Here is an 18143-nt window from a genome sequence, read left to right as displayed (position 1 = left end):
AAGACAGATGCCTAACGATCCAGCCGCTCGAGCACTTCCATGACTTCCTGACAGGCGCCCATGGTGTGGTAGTCGACCTTGCCGGCAGGGCTCTTCAGGTTGTCGTAACGACGATTGTCCGGCGTCAGGATACGCACCCAGGCGCCATGGTGGTGGTCGATCATGTGCTGCCAACTGTAGTCCCACAGCCGCTGGTACCAGCGTCGATAGCTGGCCTTGCCGGTGACCTCCCAGAGCACGGCGGCCGCGGCGAAGCTCTCCGCCTGGACCCAGAAGTACTTGTCGCCGTCACATACCTGCCCGTCGAGATCCAGGCCATAGACCAGGCCGCCATGGGTCCTGTCCCAGCCCGCTTCGCAGGCGCTCGAGAACAACCGCTCGGCGGTGGGGATCAACCAGGCATCATCGCGATAGCGTGCCAGCAGCACCAGCAGCTTGGCCCATTCGGTCTGGTGGCCCACCTGATAGCCCCAGGGACGGAACAGATGCTTGGGATCGTCGCGGTTGTAGTCGAAGTCGCGCTGCCACTGGCGGTTGTAGTGCTCCCAGATCCAGCCATGGGGATGGTCATCGCTGGCCTTGGTGATCGCGCGGGCGATGGCCATGGCCTGGTCCAGATAAGGGGTCTCGCCGGTGGCCTCGAAGGCGGCGATCAGCGCCTCACAGCCATGCATGTTGGCGTTCTGGCCGCGATAGTCGCTGAGATTCCAGTGCTCATCTGCCTCATCGGCGAAGCGCTGCCACTGGGGTTCCCAGAAGCGCTTGTCGAGCATGGCGTGTACCCGACCGATACCTTCGTAGGCTTCATCGATGCCGGCGCGATAGGCCTCGGCGTAGGCCAGCAACACGAAGGCCAGGCCGTAACAGTGATGGGTGGGGTCTTCGACCTTTCCATCGCGCAGGGTCCAGGCGTAGCCCTGATGGCGCGTCTGGAAGTGGGCCTTTTCGAGATAGGCCAGACCATGGCGGGCCCAGTGCAGATACTCGGGATTGCCGGTCTGGCGAGCAAAGCGAGCGTAGGTCACCACGAAACGCGTACTGGAGACCAGATGCCGATGTCCTGCGTCGACGATGTGGCCATCGTCACGAAAATACTGGAAGAAACCGCCGTGCGGATCGATCGCCCGCGGATGATAGAACGCCATGGTGTCGCGCACATGGCGATCGAGAAACATCGGGTCAAATCCGTTCATCACTGCCTCCTGTTACAGGGGATGCAAGACCTCGGTATGACGGCGCTAGGCCGCCGCCCCACCACTGCCCCAAGTGTGGCCTCAGTGTAGCGCGCTGCCTTTGCCTCGGCCGCCCCGTCAGCCGTCCAGTCCAAACCGCTGCCGCAGGTGCTGGGCCACCGCTGCCTCGGCGTGGTGACCGATCACGCGGGCCTCGGGCAGGTCCTCGGCCAGCCTGGGATGGGCGTTGGCCATCACCTGGGCCTCGCCGGCCAGCGCCAGCATCTCCAGATCATTGAGGTTGTCGCCGAAGGCCAGGCAACGGGTGGCGGGGATGCCGAGGTCGTCAAGCAGTGCCGAGACGGCGGTGCCCTTGTTGACCCCGGCGGCCATGATCTCAAGCGAGTGACTCATCGAGTAGGTGATGTGCAGCGCCTCGCCTGCCGCTTCACGCGCGCCGGCCTCGATCTCGGCGAGCAGCCTGGGATCGCCGATATAGAGCACCTTGCCGACCCCCTGGACGTCCATCTCTCCCGGTCCCTCCACCCGGTAGCCAAAGCCGGTGGCCTCGTGCAGCGACAGCAGGCCCGGGGCGTGATCATCGATCACCCAGGCCTCGTCGCGGTACATGTTGAGGCGTACGTCGGGATGACGCGGCAGCTGGATCAGGGCCTCGACCAGCTCCGGGGCGAGGTGGGCCGACCGCACGCAGCGGTCGTTCGGGTCCAGTGTCCAGGCGCCGTTGCTGGAGATGATATGGGCGTCCACCCCCAGGCGATCGCGAAAACCGATCATGTCGCGATGATGACGGCCCGAGGCCAGGGCGATGCAGTGGCCATCGGTGGCCAGTCGACGCAGGGTCTCGACGGTCAGCTCGGCCAGGTCATGGTTGGCACCCAGCAGGGTACCGTCGAGGTCGGACACGATCAGGTGAGGCAGCATGGCGACTCCGGGTCTTCAGGGGGAACGGGGAAGTCTACACCAGATGGCCAGGCGTAGAACGCCAGCGGCGGCACACCCTGAAGTGTGCCGCCGCTGGCGGTAAGGCGAGATGACCGCAGGTGGCGGGCGCATCACACTCGCCACCTGCCACCCAGCGGGCTACCACTCAGCGGGCTGCCAACCCAGCCTGGTGCAGACCGCCGGCCAGGGCCTCGGCGTCCTTGCCCACCACCAGGTGCCAGACGCCATCGGCCACCCGCATCACGCCGTGACAACCCAGCTGCGCCAGCGCCTGCTCGTCCAGCGCACCGTCGCTGCCGACCTCCAGGCGCAGGCGGGTCGCCGCCCGGGCTTCCAGCGCGCGAACGTTGTCCGAGCCCCCCAGCGCCTTGGTCCAGGCGTCTATCTGCTCGTCATTGAGACTCTTGGCGCTCACCACCTTGGGGACGCCGGTGGCGATAGGTGCGGGGTCGGCGCCCACCGGCGGGGTCTGGCCCTCGGCGGCCATGGCGGCGCGGATCTCATCGGATACACTGTCGGCGATGGGGCCCAGGATGACCTGGATGCCACCTCCGCCGAGGCGCATGATGCCACGCGAGCCCAGCGCCTTGAGTGCCGGCTCGTCGATCTGCTCCGGCTCCTTGAGCACCAGCCGCAGGCGTGTGGTGCAGGCACCGACGGCCTCGAGGTTGGCGGCACCGCCGAGTGCCGTGACGAAGGCCGGCCCCCGCTCGCCCAGGTCCTCGGCCTGTACCTTGACGCCCTCGTCCATCGGCTCACGCCCTGGCGTCGGCAGATCGAAGCGTACGATCGCCCACCGGAACAGCACGTAGTAGACGCTACCGATCGCGAGCCCCACCGGCAGCATCAGCCAGCCGTTGGTGGACAGACCGTAGGACAGGGCGTAGTCGAAGGCCCCGGCCGAGAAGGTGAAGCCAAGCTTGACGTCGAGCCACTGCATGATCGCCATGCTCAGCCCGGTCATCAGCGCATGGAAGGCGTACAACAGCGGCGCCAGGAACATGAAGGTGAACTCGATCGGTTCGGTCACCCCGGTCAGGAAGGCGGTCAGCGCCAGCGACATCAAGAGCCCGCCGACCTGGGCGCGACGGCCCTTGTCTGCGGTGTGGTACATGGCCAGTGCCGCCGCCGGCAGACCGAACATCATCACCGGGAAGAAGCCGGCCATGAAACCACCCGCCGCCGGGTCACCGGCGAAGAAGCGATTGAGGTCACCGGTGGCGTCACCGAAGCTGCCGAACACGAACCACACAAAGCTGTTGAGCACGTGGTGCAGGCCGGTGACGATCAGCAGTCGATTGAGCGCACCGTAGACGAACTTGCCAAAGGCGCCGGCGTCGATCAGCCAGTGTCCCAGGGTGTCGATGGCGTGCTGGATCGGCGGCCAGCCCCAGCCGAAGGCGATCCCCAGCACCACCCCGGCAAGGCCAGTGGCGATGGGCACGAAGCGCCGTCCGCCGAAGAAGGCCAGATAGTCGGGCAGTTTTATCGCCTTGAAGCGGTTGTACAGAAGCCCGGCCACGGTACCCATGATGATGCCGGCCAGCACCCCCATGTCGATCTCGGGGTTGAGGCTTTGCAGCACCGCGTCCAGCACCAGATAGCCGATCACCCCGGCGAGCCCCGCCGCGCCGTTGCTGTCGTCGGCAAAGCCGACGGCGAGGCCGATGGCGAAGATCAACGCCAGGTTGGCGAAGATCGCCTGACCGGCGCTGGCGACGAAGGCGATGTCCAGCAGGTCCGGCTGGCCCAGGCGCAGCAGCAGGCCGGCCACCGGCAGTACCGCGATCGGCAGCATCAAGGAGCGCCCGAGCAGCTGAAGCGCCGCCATCAGGCGTGAACCAAAGGAGGTGGTCATGTCAGGATCCTCTCGGGTGTGGGTTCGACGTCGAGGGCGGCGTCCACCAGCGGTGCCAGTGCCTTGCGCACCGAGGCCGCATCGGGCATCGCCAGCAGGGTGTCGATTTCACGCGCGATCACGGCGGCATCAAGCCTGCGCAGGCGGGCCTTGACCGAAGCGATACGCGACGGCTCCACCGACAATTCCGACACGCCCATGGCCACCAGCAGCGGGCCGGCCAGGTCGTCTCCCGCCGCGGCGCCACACACCCCCACCGGGCAGCGGTTGGCGGTGCCCGACAGGGTGGCCTGGATTAGCCGCAGCACTCCGGGATGCAGCACGTCGGCCTGGGCCGCCAGCTGAGGATCCTCACGGTCCATGGCCAGGCCATACTGGGTCAGGTCGTTGGTGCCGATCGACAGGAAGTCCGCGACCTTGGCCATGGCGGCGGAGCACAGCGCTGCGCTGGGCACCTCGATCATGGCGCCGAGCAGCGGCAGTTCGGTCAGCCGCATCTCGGCGGCCAGGGCCTCCATGCGTTCGCGCACCCACTCGAGTTCGCTGGCGTCGCTGACCATCGGCACCATGATGCGCAGATGACGCAAGGGCTTGACCCCGAGCAAGGCCCTCAACTGGGTGTCCAGCAGAGCCGGTTGGGTCTGCCACAGGCGCATGCCGCGCACGCCCAGCGCCGGATTGGGAACGGCGGGCAGGGTGAGATACGGCAACTGCTTGTCGGCGCCGATATCCAGGGTTCGGATGATCACCGGCCTGGAGCCCAGCGCATCGACGCTGGCCTGGTACTCCTGGCGCTGGTCGTCTTCTTCGGGCGCGGCGTCACGCCCCAGAAACAGAAATTCCGAGCGCATCAGGCCGACACCATCGGCGCCACAGTCGCTGGCCTGACGGGCTTCCTCGGCGCTGCCGATATTGGCCGCCACCTCGACCATGCGGTTGTCCCGGGTGACCACCTCCAGGTGAGCCTCGGCACGTTCTTCCTCGGCACGCGCCTGACGGGCGGCGATGTCCGCCACCACCTGATCGCGGCGCGCCTGGTCGGGCTCGAGTTCCAGCCGGCCGTTGTCGGCATCCAGCACCACCGCCCGATCCAGACACGACTCGGTTGCTTCCATCAGGCCACTGCCCATGGCGACCAGGCACGGCACTCCCCTGGCCCTGGCCATGATGGCCACGTGGGAGGTGGTGCCTCCGGCGGCCAGGCATATCCCTGCCGGCGCCAGGGCACAGAGATCGACAAAGGTGGACGGTGTCAGATCTTCTGCGACGACGATGGCGCCGGGGGTGATATCACCGAACCCACTGCCCTCGCCTTCGCTGAATTCCAGCATCACCTGGCGTTGCAGATCACGCAGGTCGGCGATCCGCCCGATCAAGATGGGGTTACCAGTGGCCCGCAGCCGATCGGCCTCGGCGTCCAGCGCCTCGCGCCAGGCCTGGCCAGGGCTTAGTCCCTCTTCCAGGCGGCTGATCGACGAGGCCACCAGATCAGGGTCTTCAAGCCACGCCTGGTGCGCCTCGAACACCTCCGCCTCAGCGGTCTGGCCGCTGCGCTCGGCGCGCTCTCGGGCAGCCTCCAGTTGACGCCCGACGCGCTCGAGCGCCTCTTTCAGACGCGGACTTTCCAGCTTGCGCCCCAGCCCTTCCAGCGGCACCTCGGGTAACTTGACCGACAGTGTCGCCAGCGGACCGGTCGCGATCCCGGCGCTGGCCACAAGACCTGCGAGCTGCCCGGCGGGCAGATCGACGCTGGGCGCTGCCGATGATGTGGCGGCCTCCGCCTGTCCTGGGCCATGTCCTTCCGGGGTGGTCAACAGCGCCATCGCCGCCGCCAGAGCCGCTTCGGCCTGACGCCCCTTTACTCTGATGACCACCTCGTCGCCGCACTCGAGCCCTAGGTTCATCAGGGCGCTGACACTATCCGAACTGGCCGTGCGAGCGTCGCGCAGCAGGCTCAGGCTCACCTGGTGATCACGCGCGATGGCACGCAGGCGTGCCGCCGGCCGGGCGTGCAACCCTGACTCGATCGCCAGTACCAGAGAGCGCTCCAGCACCTGGCCATCGCTGACTTCTTCATCGGTGACATCATCGGCAAGCCTTTCGGGGCCCAGCACCACCAGCGGATCACCGCGCTGGACGATATCGCCGGCACGCAGGTCCAGCGACACCCACTCACGACCTCCGGCATCCAGCACCACCAGTGGTGTCACCAGCGATACCGCCTCGCATACCAGTTGATCCACATCGAAGTAGCACAGCGGCTCGCCCGCCTCGATGCGCTGGCCCAGGCTGACGCAGGGCTCGATGCCCTTGCCTTCGAGGGCGACGGTGTCGAGGCCAAGATGAACCAGTACCTCGACGCCCTCGTCGCTCTTGATGGTGAAGGCGTGATGGGTACGGGCACACTGAATCACCTCGCCGGCGCAGGGCGCGTGCAGGCAACCGCCCAGGGGATCCAGGGCGATGCCCTGGCCGAGGGTTCCCTCGGCAAAGACCGGGTCCGGCACGTCGGCCAGGGGGACTACCACCCCCTTGACCGGCGCCACCAGAGTGACATTGCTGGAAGTCATGATCGGCTCCGTATGATTGTCGTAGTGATTAGAGCGTGCAGGTCACCTTGCGCAGGTGCCTCGGTTGATCTGGATCGATACCGCGAGCCTCGGCCAGGCGGGCCACCATCGGATAGAAGCTCTGGATTACCGACAGCGGCTCCAGCGCCTCGTGACCCGCCGAGGTCAATGTCAGATGGCGATTGGCCACACGGTCGTCGGCGGCCAGCAGCACCTTGGCACCCACGCTCTCGAGCCACTCGGCCAGCTCCAGCAAGCCCTGCTGTTCGGCGCCGGGGGGGGCGAACACCAGTACCGGGTAGCCTGGCTCGATCAGCGCCATGGGGCCGTGCTTGACCTCGGCGCCACTGAAGGGCTCTGCCTGAATGGCGCAGGTTTCCTTGAACTTGAGCGCCGCCTCCTGGGCGATGCCAAGCCCGGTACCGCGGCCGATGACCATCAGCCGATCGGCGTCCTTGAGCGCTTCTACCGCCGGGCTCCAGTCCTGGGCGGCGGCGTCGGTGAGGCGGTCGGGCAGCTCATTGAGCGCCCCCAGCAGCATGGCGCTCTCGTTCCAGTGGGCCATCAGCTGGGCACCGGCGGACAGGGTCGCCAGGAAGCTCTTGGTGGCCGCCACACTCTTCTCTTCACCGGCAAACAGCGGCACTTCCAGATCGCTCGCCCGGCCCAGTGGTGACTCCGGCGTATTGACCAGCGCGATGGTGGTGGCACCACCCTGCTTCAGCGCCTCCTGGCTCGCCACCAGGTCGGGACTCTGGCCCGACTGGGAGATGGCGATGGACAGCTGGCCGGCCAATCGCCAGGGCGTACGCGACAGGGTCGACAGTGACGGCGGCAGCGAAGCCACCGGAATGCCGCGAGTCTGCATGCACAGGTAGGCGAGATAGCTGGCGGCGTGGTCAGAGCTGCCCCTGGCCACGGTGACGGCGCCTGTCGGCGGCTCGGCACGCAGGCGATCACCCAGTTCCCGCAGCACTGTCTGGTTACGCGACAACTGACCGCGAAGGCGTTCCGGCGCGTTCAGCGCCTCTTCAAGCATGAGTGACATGGGATTCTCCAGAGACAAGACGACCGTCCAGATGGACAGAGGTAAGGGTGAGTTCGGGGTCGAGGGTCACGATATCGGCGCGGGCCCCGGCCTCCAGGCGACCGATGTCACGGCGCCCGAGGAAGTCCGCGGGAAAGCGCGACAGCCGATCCGAGGCCTCGGCCAGGCTGAGCCCGACACTGACGAAGTTGCGCAGCGCCTGATCCATGGTCAGGGTGCTGCCGGCCAGGGTGCCGTCGGCCAGACGCACGCCGCCCAGGCACTTGGTCACCTTCTGCTCGCCCAGGCGGTAGTCGCCGTCGGGCATGCCAGCCGCCGCGGTGGAATCGGTCACCGCATAGAGCCGCGGAATGCAGCGCAGCGCGGTGCGAATGGCGCCGGGATGTACATGCAGCAGATCGGGAATGATCTCGGCGTACTCGGCGTGGGCCAGCGCCGCCCCGACCATGCCCGGCTTGCGGTGGTGCAGCGCGGTCATGGCGTTGAACAGGTGGGTAAAGCCGCAGGCGCCGTGGGACAGCGCCTCGACGCCTTCTTCGTAGCTGCCCAGGGTATGGCCCAGCTGGACGCGCACGCCCTTGTCGGTGAGGTGACGGATCACTTCTCCATGGCCGCTGATTTCCGGTGCCAGGGTGATCAGCAGGATGGGCGCCAACGCCATCAGTTCATCCATTTCAGCGACGCTGGCGACCTGGGCGTGGGCCGGCTGGGCGCCGAGCTTGCCAGGATTGATGAAGGGCCCTTCGAGGTGTACGCCGAGCACCCGGGAAGCCGCGGGGTCCGGGGCTTCCATATAGCCTGAGATCTCGCCCAGCACCGCACGCACCTCTTCCGGGCGCGCGGTCATGGTGGTCGCCAGCAGGCTGGTGGTGCCAAACCGCAGGTGAGTGCGGGCGAGCGTCGAGACGGCCTCGCGCCCCTCCATGGCGTCGGCTCCGCCACCACCATGCACGTGCAGGTCGACGAAGCCGGGGATCAGCCGAGGGGCATCATTGGTAGAGGGGTCCACGGGGGAGCCCTCGATGGCGGCGATCCGGCCCTGTTCCAGCCGAATCTCACCCAGGCGCCAGCCCTCGGGGGTCAGCACGTTACCGGCAAGGCGGGTGGGAGCGGTACTCATGGCGGTCTCCTAGCGGGCGAGTTCGACGGTGAAGTCGTAGTAGTCGGTACGGCAGTAGGTGATGGTCAGCTCCGCCGGAGTGTCGTCGGCCAGGTAGCCCAGCCGCGTCACCTTGAGCAGAGCCTGGCCTTCGGCCACCTGGGCAAGCCCGGCGAGTTCGGCGTCGGCATTGACCGCGGTGACCTGCTGACGGGCACGCACGATGGGGCGACCAGCCTGCTCGAGCCATTGATACAGCGAGACGTCGACCGCCATGGGGTCCGGCAGCACCGTGACCGGCAGGCAGCTCTCCTCCACCGCCATCACCACGTCATCGGCCAGACGCAGACGCTTGAGTCGCGACACCTGGGCATTGCTCGACAATCCCAGGCGCAGATTCTCCTCGGAGCTCGGCTGGCAGCGCTCGCGTCGCAGCCACTCGGAGCGCGGCGAAAACCCCCGCTGGATCAGCATGTCGCTGAAACTCGCCAGTCGGGTCAGCGGCTGATCCATGCTGGGACGAATAAAGGTGCCGGAGCCGCGGTCGCGTCGGATCAGGCCGCTTTCCTCCAGCTGGTCGAGGGCCTTGCGCGCCGTGATGCGTGACACCGCCAACGCCTCGGCCAGGTTGCGTTCCGACGGCAGCGCCTCTCCGGCGCGCCAGCTGCCACTGCGGATGGCCGCCTCCAGGCCGTTGGCCAGCTGGCGGTACAGTGGCGTGGCAAGCGAGGCGTCGAGGTGCAGGTGCTCGAATCGTGAATCCATGGCGGCGTGGTCCCTGGGAGCTTGGTGATAACCACTATAGCTCCACCTAGAGACCAATTGAATACCAATCTAATACCACATTGGTCGAACCCTGACTGTGCATTTCACGGCGACCCACACGCCCCCTCAACTCCTCTACCGAGGTATTCCCACGGGAGCGAAAGGAGGCGTAGCAAGGATGCCGCGCAGGAATCGGTGAAATTTTGCCGGATACCGTTTCCAACCCCTTGATTTGTGGCCTCGGGCTCCACGGGGTTTGGCCGGGGCTGCAACAATCCGTATAGTGGCCCCCTTATTCCCGCCACTCGATCGTGACCATGCTGCAGAACAACGCCTTGCTGGCTCAGCTCAAGCAACAGATCCGCGATAACACCCCCCGCGTCACGGGTGTCATCAAAGCCACCGAAAAGGGCTTCGGCTTCCTCGAGTGCGAGGACGGTGCGTCCTATTTCGTGCCGCCCCCCGCCATGAAGAAGGTGCTGCACGGCGACCGCGTCGAGGCAGTGCTGCACGAGGAAGGCGAGCGCAAGTCGGTGGAACCCGACACCCTGATCGAGAGCAACATGCAGCGCTTCGTTGCCCGGGTGCAGAAGCGCGATGGACGCCTGGCGGTGGTGCCTGATCACCCGTCGATCAAGACCGCCATGAAGGCACGCATCAAGCGCAGCCTCGAGGAAGACGCCATCGGTGACGGCGACTGGGTAGTGGCACGTCTGGTGCGCCACCCGCTCAAGCCCGACGATCGCGCCTTCTTTACCCAGATCGACGAGCTGGTGGCCAAGACCGATGATCCCGCAGTGCCCTGGCGCGTCACCCTGGCCCGCCACGCCCTCGAGCAGGAATGCCCCGACGCCGGCAACGACTGGCCGCTGCGCGACGAAGGCCTGGAGCGAGAGGACCTGACCGCCGAGCCCTTCTTCACCATCGATGGCGAGAAGACCCGGGACATGGACGACGCCTTGCGCGTCGAGGTCCGCGAGGACGGCGGCTGGCGCCTGTCGGTGGCCATCGCCGACCCCACCGCCTACGTCGAGGAAGGCCACGCCGCCGACCTCGAGGCCCGCACCCGCGCCTTCACCGTCTACCTGCCGGGCCAGAACGTCACCATGCTGCCCGAGCAGCTGGCCGACGATCTGTGCTCGCTGCACGAGGGCCAGGAGCGCCCGGTGCTGGCCTGTCGCCTGGACGTCAACGCCGATGGCAGCCTCGGTGACTATCAGTTCTTCGCGGCCACCGCGCGTTCACAGGCTCGCCTGGTCTACGACAACGTCTCTGACTGGCTCGAGGGCCAGGGCGATTGGGCACCCGACGACACCATCGGTGAACAGCTCAAGGCCCTCCGCGATCTGACCGAGGCACGCACCGCCTGGCGTCAGGAGCACGCCCTGGTGTTCAAGGACCGTCCCGACTATGTCTTCGACCTGGACGAGGCCGGCAACGTGCTGGCGATCCGCACCGAAGAGCGGCGCATCGCCAACCGCATGATCGAAGAGTCGATGATCGCCGCCAATGCCTGCTGTGCGGCGTTGCTGGCCGACAAGGTCGGTCACGGCATCTTCAACGTCCATCGTGCCTTCGAGGACGACAAGGCCGAGGCCGCCCAGAGCTTCCTCGCGACCCAAGACATCGCCGTCGAGCGTGAGGCGCTGACCGACCTGTCGCGCTACAAGGAGCTCAAGCGTGCGCTGGAAAGCCGTGACGATGCCTGGCTCGACGCCCGCCTGCGCAAGTTCCAAGGCTTTACCGCCATGTCCGCCCAGCCGGGCCCGCACTTTGGCCTGGGACTGGCCGCCTACGCCACCTGGACCTCGCCGATCCGCAAGTACGGCGACATGGTCAACCACCGCCTGATCAAGCGCGTGCTCAAGGGCGAGCAGGCGCCGAAGGAGGCCAGCGTCGAGCTGACCGAGCAGCTCACCGAGCGTCGTCGCCTCAACCGCCTGGCCGAGCGCGACGTCAAGGACTGGCTCTACGTGCGCTACCTGACCCCGGCGGCCAAGCAGCAGGACGTGTTCGATGCCGAGATCATCGCCATCAACCGCGGCGGCATGCGGGTACGCCTGACCGCCAACGGCGCCACCGCCTTCGTGCCGGCACCGCTGATGCACGCAGATCGCGACAAGGTGGTGGTCGACGACAAGGAAGGCCGCATCCAGATCGAGGGCGAGGAGCGCTTCAAGCTCGGCGACGCGGTACGCGTCGCCCTGACCGAAGCCAAGGAAGAGACCCGCTCACTGGTGGCCCAGCCCGCCGCCTGAGCGATCCTTCCTGCTCGGTCGCGGCGGTAACACCGCTATCGACCTGGAAGTACAGAAAACGGCGACCTTCGGGTCGCCGTTTTCTTAGATGGCTTCAATTGCTGCGGCCCAACGGCGGCAAGACCAGGCAAGACTGGCAAGGCTCCCGGTGTTTCACGCCATCATTCGCCTTTCCCGCAGGCCTCGCGAATCTCCTTCGACCAGGCCACCTTGCGGCTGGTCAGCATCGAGACAAAGTGCCCCAATGAGAACAGCGCCAGCATCGGCGACATCAGCACCATGCGCCATTGAGAGTAACGAATATCATGGCCCCGGGCCTTGTCACGCTTCATCTCCCGCAGTGGGAACCAGCGCAGAAAGGACTCCTTCAGCGACAGCCTGTCGGTGTGGTACCAGCCGGGCTCCGGCACTTGGTCCGGCCCTTCTTTCATATAGCGGCGGATATACTCCCACCAGCCCAGGCACTCCTCATGCTTCACTAACTCACCCCCCACCGGAAAGCTGTCGTAGTAGCGGGTTCCGTCCGGCGTTGCCGCCATGATGTTCAGCACAAAGTAGCCGCCGTTGTCGAAGGGGGTGATGGTCGCCAGAATATCGTCCCAGTCATAGCTGCGTGGACCGCCCAGCTTGGGCGTATAGAACACATGCACCTGACGGGTTCGACGGTTAAAGCGAATCGCCGCATGGCGATAGGTAAAGCAGTCCCAGGCGGAGTGGGCGTTGCAGACTACGTAGGAAAGAAAAAAAATGAAAACAGAACAAAAAAATAGCGCCACACATCTCAGAACGCTTAGACCATCAGTATAAAAATCCCAGGCAACCTCAAGAAAAAACAATACAGCAAAGGGAATCAACCCACCAAAAAGAAAGCCAAACATTGCTGTGTACATGCCCCGCCGACAAAACTCATCGGCATTGACGGTTTCCAGAAAAACATCATTCTTTGTGTAGATAAACTCGGCGTCATAGGGCTCATCGGTTGCTCGAGTCTTTAGGTCAAAGGGGATATCGTCGTCCACAGGAATATCCAGCGGCTCGGCAAACCAGTCGAGCCCCCGGTCGCGATACAACAGCTGGGTAAAGTACTCGTTGATCATCGCGGCCATCCTCTAGCGCGTCATATCGTCCAGCGCATCGAGCGCCGCCTGAAGATCCCGGTAACGAACGTCAGCATCTCCATTGCCAAAGACGCAGCGGGTCAGCCAGGTCTCGAGCTGGTTCTTCTCCAACGCCACGATCAACAGCGCCACCGCCAGGCCAATCCAACCCAGCCTGGCAGCCTCCAAGGCCCAGCCTGAGCGACTGATGATCAAGGAACCCATCGCCGCTTCCGTTGCCGATATCTTGCCTACCTGTTGAGCCACAGCAGCCAGCGCGGAGGCTCCAGAGCCCAAAAAGACAAGTGAGGAAGATGCGTACAACGCAAATAGAACCAAGTCCCCGCTTTGATATGCCTTGACTGCCTTAACTGCATGCCATACGCCAAAAATCCAGGCCCCCAGCGCTGCGGAAATTCCTCCGCCCCAGGCCAGCCCTCTGTAAAGACGGCTCTCCGGCGCCGCCACCGGGTGGATCATCTGATTGGTCACCCCGACCAGACTACTGGCCAGATACAGCAGCCCACCGCCAAACATCCAGTTTCGCTCCGCCTGACTCCTGGCGGAGTTCTCGTCAAACACGGCTTCGCCCAGATACACCGAATTGATCAGCTCCAGGCTGGCGGCGAAGACGCCCAACCAGGAGCCGGGCGTCATTGCCGATGCGACGGCTATTCGCCGCATCTCGATCGACTGGGCAAGTTCCGCCTGGATGATCGGGCGCTGCAGCGGGTCCACGGAGGTGGGAACAAAGGCCCACAGACGTATCGGCACATCAGGAGGCCCTTCCGGCAAGGGTGGGAAGAAGTGGCGCAGGTCATGCCGAATATTGCGGAAGGCCAGTTCATCACGCCAGAGCACCTGGTCGTACATGGACAACAGCTGTCTGGGGGTGGCATCGAACACCATCAAGGACGTCTTGAACCCATAGCGCACCCAGCCAACCGCCTGCCACAGTCGTGCCAGCGAGTCGTTGGCGATATTGGTGTAGCTGACCAGCCCGAGCTTTTGCGCGATCTGACTGGCCATGGTGGCCAGCAGTTGCTCGGTCTGGGAGCGGTTGTCCATGTCAGCCCCCAGCACCCGCCTTAAGGGACCCAGAATCTTGCTGCCCCAGAAGGCACTTTCGTAGACCAGATCCTTGACCATGTCGATGGCAGGGGCGTGATTGGCGAAGGTGGCACGCCACAGGTAGGAATCCACCTCGTCGATCGATCGTTCGATCAACTCGGCGACGGTTTCCTGCCCCGTCTCTGTCGTGGTCATGCCCACCGTCATGGCGGCCACTGCCACCTCATAGGCCGCCCCATTGTCCAGATCCTGGTCGTCGTAGCCCAGCATGGCGTCACGGACCAGATCGGACATCAACCAGTCACGGTGAATCTCGGCCAGCTTCACCACCGCTTGGCTGTCACGTTCAAGATGGGCGCTATAGCGCGACTCGAACTCCAGACGCCGCTGCTCGTCATAGCAGGCCTGATACTTTTCCCAGCTCTGCTCGATGGCACGACGCTGATAGGCTAGCGCGTTATCAGCCTGCTGAGCGCGCAGCAATTCGAGCTCGCGGCGCCCCCGCTCGACTCTTCGCCTGTCGATATCGCCCATCAGCGCCCAGCGCCTTGCCTTTTCTGATGCGTCCGTCAGCGCATCGAACTCCTGAGCGAGCCTCTGGTCACCAAATACCTCGGCTCGACGTGCCCGTTCAATATGTTTCTCAGCCTGGTGCTCGGCCTTGCTTTTCACCGCTTCTCGTATGCCCTCGATCAATTCCGACGTCACCTTCTTTTCCACCACATCCTTGCCGCGGGCATAGCGATCGAGGCGAGCCTTGGCCTGGTTACGAAAATGATTGACGGAGATGCACATACCGATAGGGTCAGCCACCGCTAGTACCGGGGTCCTGTCGATCCACTGAGGGGCGTCCTGGACCATCCAGTTCATCCGATCGCGAAGCTGACTCACCGTCGACGGCAATCGCTCGCAGACGCCAACAAGAGGAAAACCATCGTTTTCCAGCAGTTCCTCGGGACAGGTGTCATTGAACTCCATGACATGCGTGCCGAGTTGCGTAGAGGGAATGACGCCAGCGGCCTCTCCCTTACCGAGCCAGGCAGCCACATCGAAAGGACTAAGTAGGCGATCACGCAGGCCGCTGTCGTTGCGCTCCAGCCGCCCCAGCATGGCCTGCGTGAAGGGATGGTCACTATAGCCAACGTGTACGATGCCAGCTTCCTGAGCCTTCGGTAGAGAAATCAGGCGTGCCGAGAGGTTATTCTCGGGAATATTGCAAGGCGCGTCGATGTGCGAGTCCCCGTAGGCCGCCTCTCTCGGCCCGCGTCCATAGGGGTCAAATTCTTCGAAACGGGAGTCGTGAGTGATGCGCCAGGCTTGCCAGCGCTGGCGCTTCTCGTCGAACAGGTAGAGATAGCCCTCGCGCATCAGGCGCAGGACATAGCGCGTCTCACGCGGGGCAGGAAAGTGGCGATTGGCGTGTACCGCCATCGACCTGGGAAGGTCTTGCGACCAGTCGCTGACGTGACGGTCCGATACCGCGTAGCGCACCGGCAGGATGGGTAGTCCCACCCTGTCGCAGCAAGGGCAGCCCTGCTGCTTCGTTCCTGGCAGCGGGCTGTTGTCGTCCAGTGCCTCGAGCCAGTCGGCAATCTCGCTAATCCTGACGTCCGCCATACTTCTCCCCCTTCCCTGAAGTCGCCTTCCCGCTCCATGTGCTGGTGGCGATGAAACGCGGCTTGGACCTTGCCGCCGCTGTTTCTCTCAGCATAAGGGGTCGCCACCTCCAACTTCTGTACGAGAACACCTAACCACTACTCCGGTTCGACAAGCGCGCTTCCGGAGCGTATCGAGATCAAGGCGCCAGCGACCGAAGGCACATCCGATGCAAGGGTCAGTCCACCTCGCTTACTTCTTGCCCAGCTCATCTCGAGGATGATGACGTACTGCCCACCCCTGTCGCTGAACTGACTTATTTCCCTCGTAGGCTCATGGCAATGACGCGCTCGCCATGGAGGCCCCTTTTGCATCTCGCCGACGTCACCATGTTTCACGCCCCCGCCAGCGGCGGCGTACGCACCTACCTTCAAGCCAAGCACCGGGTGTTTTCGCGCTTCCCGCAGTTGCGCACCAGTCTGCTGGTGCCGGGGGCCGAGCGAGACAGCCTCGGCGACCATCACCAGTTGCCTGCACTGCGCATCCCGCTGGGCCAGAGCTACCGCTTTCCGCTGCGCCGCCGGCCCTGGCGCGACGCCCTGGTGGAGCTATCGCCGGATCTGATCGAAGCCGGCGACCCCTACGTCACCGCCTGGGCGGCACTAAACGCCGGCCAGCGTCTCGGCGTGCCGGTGGTGGGCTTCTACCACTCGGACCTTCCTCGGTTGATGGGGGATCGCTTCGGGCCGATGGTGCAGCGACGGCTGGAGCGCTACGTGGTCGACCTTTACCGCCGCTTCGACAGCGTGCTGGCGCCCTGCCAGGCGATGGCCGACCGTCTGACATCCTGGGGCGTCAAACGGGTTCGGGTGCAGCCCCTTGGCGTCGATCTGGCGACCTTTCACCCGGACAGGCGCGATCCCGAGCTCAGGCGCAAGCTGGGCCTGGACAATGACAGCCGTCTATTGGTGTTCGTCGGGCGCTACTCACGAGAAAAGAACATCGAGGTGCTGCTGGACACCGCCAGGCGCCTTGGGCCTCCCTACCACCTGCTGTTGATGGGCCCCGGCATGCCCACCGAGGTGCCCGCCAACGTCAGCGTCATCAATCGCTGCGTCGGCGTTCACGAAGTCGCCCGTGCGCTCGCCTCCAGTGATGCCCTGCTGCACGCGGGCACCCGCGAGACCTTCGGGCTGATCGCCCAGGAAGCCATGGCCAGCGGCATCCCGGTGATCGGCGCTAGGGCCGGCGCACTGATCGAGAACGTGCCATTGGGCGGCGGCGTGCTATGTCAGCCACACTCGGCAGCCGCCATGGCCGAGGCTACCGAGGCGCTGTTCGCCAATGATCCACGCTCGGCCGGGCGCCACGCTCGGCGCTTCGTCGAGCGCCAGTTCGACTGGGACAAGGTGATGGTTTCGTTGCTCAACCACTACGAAGCCGTCATCGATCCGGTCTGCCCGCGCGATCGGCGCCATGGCTAGATTTGGGCCAACACCATCGCTGGACAGGCGCCTGCGTGCCCCTGCCGGGATACGATCGCGCCTGTGGTGGAAGGCCGCCCTGCTGATCCTGACCCTGGCCATCACCCTGCTGCTGCCGTGGTGGCTAGGGGGCGCCGGCACCTTCACTGCGGTCATCGCCTTCCCGCTGCCCCTGCTGGCGCTGATGGTAGCCCTGGCGGTGATCTGCTGGAACCTCAACGCGGCGCGCCTGCGCCTGATGCTCGACGGACGAGCCGGCCGCCTCGGTCAGGGCGGTGCCCTGGCGATCGAGATGTCGTCGAAGTTCGCGCTGTGTGCCACCCCCGCTGGAAGCGGAGGCGTCGCCACCCTGCTGTGGCTGCTGGCACGACGCGGCTATCCGCCGGCCCAGGCCTCGGCCATCTTTCTGGTCGATCAACTGGCCGACATGCTGTTCTTCAGCCTGATGCTGGGCGTACTGGTGTCGCTGTCGATGAGCGGACTGGCCAGCTGGCCTCACCAGGCCCTGGTCGAGGCCTCCCTGGCGGCGCTGCTGCTGGCGCTTGTGGTGTTTGCGGTGGTGATCGTGTGGCTACCCTGGCTGCTGCGCCATGTCCCTCCCCCTCCCTTTGTCGGCCCGGGGCCCAGGCGCTGGCTGGTCCGGCGCCTGCTGCGCTGTCGCCGAACCCTGGCGACCACGCTGGCGCTGCCCAAGGGAGTGCTGATGGCGATCTTCGCGCTTTGCTGCCTGCACTGGCTGGCGCGCTATAGCCTCCTGTACCTGGCGGTGGTGGGGGTCGGCGGCGGCGCCGACTGGGCCTGGACCTTTCTGGTGCAGATGCTGGCCATGGCCGCCAGCCAGTTGAGCGTACTGCCGGGCGGCGCCGGCGCCGCAGAGGTCAGCGTAGGCGCCCTGCTGCTGCCGCTGATGGCCCGAGAGCAGGCCGCGGCGGCGGTGATCGTCTGGCGCCTGGTCAGCTACCACCTCTATCTGGTGGCGGGCGCGCCGGTGTTCGTGGCACAGGTGGTCGGCTGGTGGCGCACGCGGGCCAGATCGTAGTCGCCCCGTCCTGATCCCTTTCCTAGTACTTCCCCCTTCGACCCGCCCCTTCGTCGCATCTGGTGGAGTTCCAGCCACAAAAAAGGCCACCCGGAGGTGGCCTTTATTCTGACGCTTATTCTG

General features: G+C 65.2%; 12 protein-coding genes. 3 read left to right on the top strand and 9 right to left on the bottom strand.

The annotated features are described in order from the left end of the window. Nucleotides 1-11: 11 nt before the first annotated feature. From C9F12_RS12240 to C9F12_RS23035, 7 genes are all read right to left on the bottom strand, one after another. Nucleotides 12-1193, bottom strand: coding sequence for an AGE family epimerase/isomerase (locus tag C9F12_RS12240; RefSeq protein ID WP_108449058.1), 1182 nt, complete (start codon nucleotides 1191-1193; stop codon nucleotides 12-14). 117 nt (nucleotides 1194-1310) lie between these two features. Beyond that, nucleotides 1311-2114, bottom strand: coding sequence for a Cof-type HAD-IIB family hydrolase (locus C9F12_RS12235; RefSeq protein ID WP_108449057.1), 804 nt, complete (start codon nucleotides 2112-2114; stop codon nucleotides 1311-1313). A 166-nt stretch (nucleotides 2115-2280) separates the two neighbouring features. Continuing rightward, a complete protein-coding gene (nagE, locus tag C9F12_RS12230) occupies nucleotides 2281-3993 on the bottom strand; it encodes an N-acetylglucosamine-specific PTS transporter subunit IIBC (RefSeq protein WP_108449056.1) in 1713 nt (570 codons plus the stop codon). Continuing rightward, complete coding sequence (gene ptsP, locus C9F12_RS12225) at nucleotides 3990-6563, bottom strand: phosphoenolpyruvate--protein phosphotransferase (RefSeq protein ID WP_108449055.1); 2574 nt, start codon at nucleotides 6561-6563, stop codon at nucleotides 3990-3992. The genes nagE and ptsP overlap by 4 nt, the downstream gene beginning before the upstream one ends. Before the next feature lie 28 nt (nucleotides 6564-6591). Next, nucleotides 6592-7611 carry an SIS domain-containing protein gene (locus tag C9F12_RS12220; RefSeq protein WP_108449054.1) on the bottom strand — a complete coding sequence of 340 codons (1020 nt, stop codon included), beginning with the start codon at nucleotides 7609-7611 and terminating at the stop codon, nucleotides 6592-6594. Continuing rightward, the gene (nagA, locus tag C9F12_RS12215; RefSeq protein ID WP_108449053.1) at nucleotides 7595-8731 is read right to left on the bottom strand and encodes an N-acetylglucosamine-6-phosphate deacetylase; all 1137 of its coding nucleotides are present in this window, start codon (nucleotides 8729-8731) and stop codon (nucleotides 7595-7597) included. The genes C9F12_RS12220 and nagA overlap by 17 nt, the downstream gene beginning before the upstream one ends. A 9-nt stretch (nucleotides 8732-8740) precedes the next feature. Next, nucleotides 8741-9475 (bottom strand): GntR family transcriptional regulator, encoded by a 735-nt coding sequence (locus tag C9F12_RS23035; protein ID WP_108133240.1) that lies wholly within the window; start codon nucleotides 9473-9475, stop codon nucleotides 8741-8743. A 317-nt stretch (nucleotides 9476-9792) separates the two neighbouring features. Here C9F12_RS23035 and C9F12_RS12205 point away from each other — a divergent pair, with 317 nt between their 5' ends. Further along, nucleotides 9793-11733 (top strand): exoribonuclease II, encoded by a 1941-nt coding sequence (locus C9F12_RS12205; RefSeq protein ID WP_108449052.1) that lies wholly within the window; start codon nucleotides 9793-9795, stop codon nucleotides 11731-11733. A 161-nt stretch (nucleotides 11734-11894) separates the two neighbouring features. Here the strand turns inward: C9F12_RS12205 and C9F12_RS12200 are convergent, their stop codons facing one another. Together C9F12_RS12200 and C9F12_RS12195 are read right to left on the bottom strand one after the other, a co-directional pair. Then, complete coding sequence (locus C9F12_RS12200) at nucleotides 11895-12830, bottom strand: DUF6708 domain-containing protein (RefSeq protein ID WP_108449051.1); 936 nt, start codon at nucleotides 12828-12830, stop codon at nucleotides 11895-11897. 12 nt (nucleotides 12831-12842) lie between these two features. Beyond that, nucleotides 12843-15518 carry a T6SS effector BTH_I2691 family protein gene (locus C9F12_RS12195; RefSeq protein ID WP_108449050.1) on the bottom strand — a complete coding sequence of 892 codons (2676 nt, stop codon included), beginning with the start codon at nucleotides 15516-15518 and terminating at the stop codon, nucleotides 12843-12845. Between the two features lie 347 nt (nucleotides 15519-15865). Here C9F12_RS12195 and C9F12_RS12190 point away from each other — a divergent pair, with 347 nt between their 5' ends. Both C9F12_RS12190 and C9F12_RS12185 read left to right on the top strand, forming a co-directional pair. Continuing rightward, the gene (locus C9F12_RS12190; protein ID WP_108449049.1) at nucleotides 15866-16981 is read left to right on the top strand and encodes a glycosyltransferase; all 1116 of its coding nucleotides are present in this window, start codon (nucleotides 15866-15868) and stop codon (nucleotides 16979-16981) included. Continuing rightward, complete coding sequence (locus tag C9F12_RS12185; protein ID WP_108449048.1) at nucleotides 16974-18020, top strand: lysylphosphatidylglycerol synthase transmembrane domain-containing protein; 1047 nt, start codon at nucleotides 16974-16976, stop codon at nucleotides 18018-18020. Before C9F12_RS12190 ends, C9F12_RS12185 begins: the two co-directional genes overlap by 8 nt. Nucleotides 18021-18143 lie beyond the last annotated feature (123 nt).

This window comes from Halomonas sp. BN3-1 (genome assembly GCF_003056325.1).
Classification (GTDB): Bacteria; Pseudomonadota; Gammaproteobacteria; order Pseudomonadales; family Halomonadaceae; genus Halomonas; species Halomonas litopenaei.
Note: the sequence above shows the minus strand (reverse complement) of the source record. Positions and strands in the feature narration are given on the sequence as shown.

Excerpts from the sequence above, each read along its gene's own strand:
- C9F12_RS12195 (WP_108449050.1), bottom strand. The coding sequence starts at position 15,518 with ATGGCGGACGTCAGGATTAGCGAGATTGCCGACTGGCTCGAGGCACTG.
- ptsP (WP_108449055.1), bottom strand. The coding sequence starts at position 6,563 with ATGACTTCCAGCAATGTCACTCTGGTGGCGCCGGTCAAGGGGGTGGTA.
- C9F12_RS12200 (WP_108449051.1), bottom strand. The coding sequence starts at position 12,830 with ATGATCAACGAGTACTTTACCCAGCTGTTGTATCGCGACCGGGGGCTC.
- nagE (WP_108449056.1), bottom strand. The coding sequence starts at position 3,993 with ATGACCACCTCCTTTGGTTCACGCCTGATGGCGGCGCTTCAGCTGCTC.
- C9F12_RS12185 (WP_108449048.1), top strand. The coding sequence starts at position 16,974 with ATGGCTAGATTTGGGCCAACACCATCGCTGGACAGGCGCCTGCGTGCC.
- C9F12_RS12240 (WP_108449058.1), bottom strand. The coding sequence starts at position 1,193 with ATGAACGGATTTGACCCGATGTTTCTCGATCGCCATGTGCGCGACACC.
- C9F12_RS23035 (WP_108133240.1), bottom strand. The coding sequence starts at position 9,475 with ATGGATTCACGATTCGAGCACCTGCACCTCGACGCCTCGCTTGCCACG.
- C9F12_RS12220 (WP_108449054.1), bottom strand. The coding sequence starts at position 7,611 with ATGTCACTCATGCTTGAAGAGGCGCTGAACGCGCCGGAACGCCTTCGC.
- C9F12_RS12205 (WP_108449052.1), top strand. The coding sequence starts at position 9,793 with ATGCTGCAGAACAACGCCTTGCTGGCTCAGCTCAAGCAACAGATCCGC.
- nagA (WP_108449053.1), bottom strand. The coding sequence starts at position 8,731 with ATGAGTACCGCTCCCACCCGCCTTGCCGGTAACGTGCTGACCCCCGAG.
- C9F12_RS12235 (WP_108449057.1), bottom strand. The coding sequence starts at position 2,114 with ATGCTGCCTCACCTGATCGTGTCCGACCTCGACGGTACCCTGCTGGGT.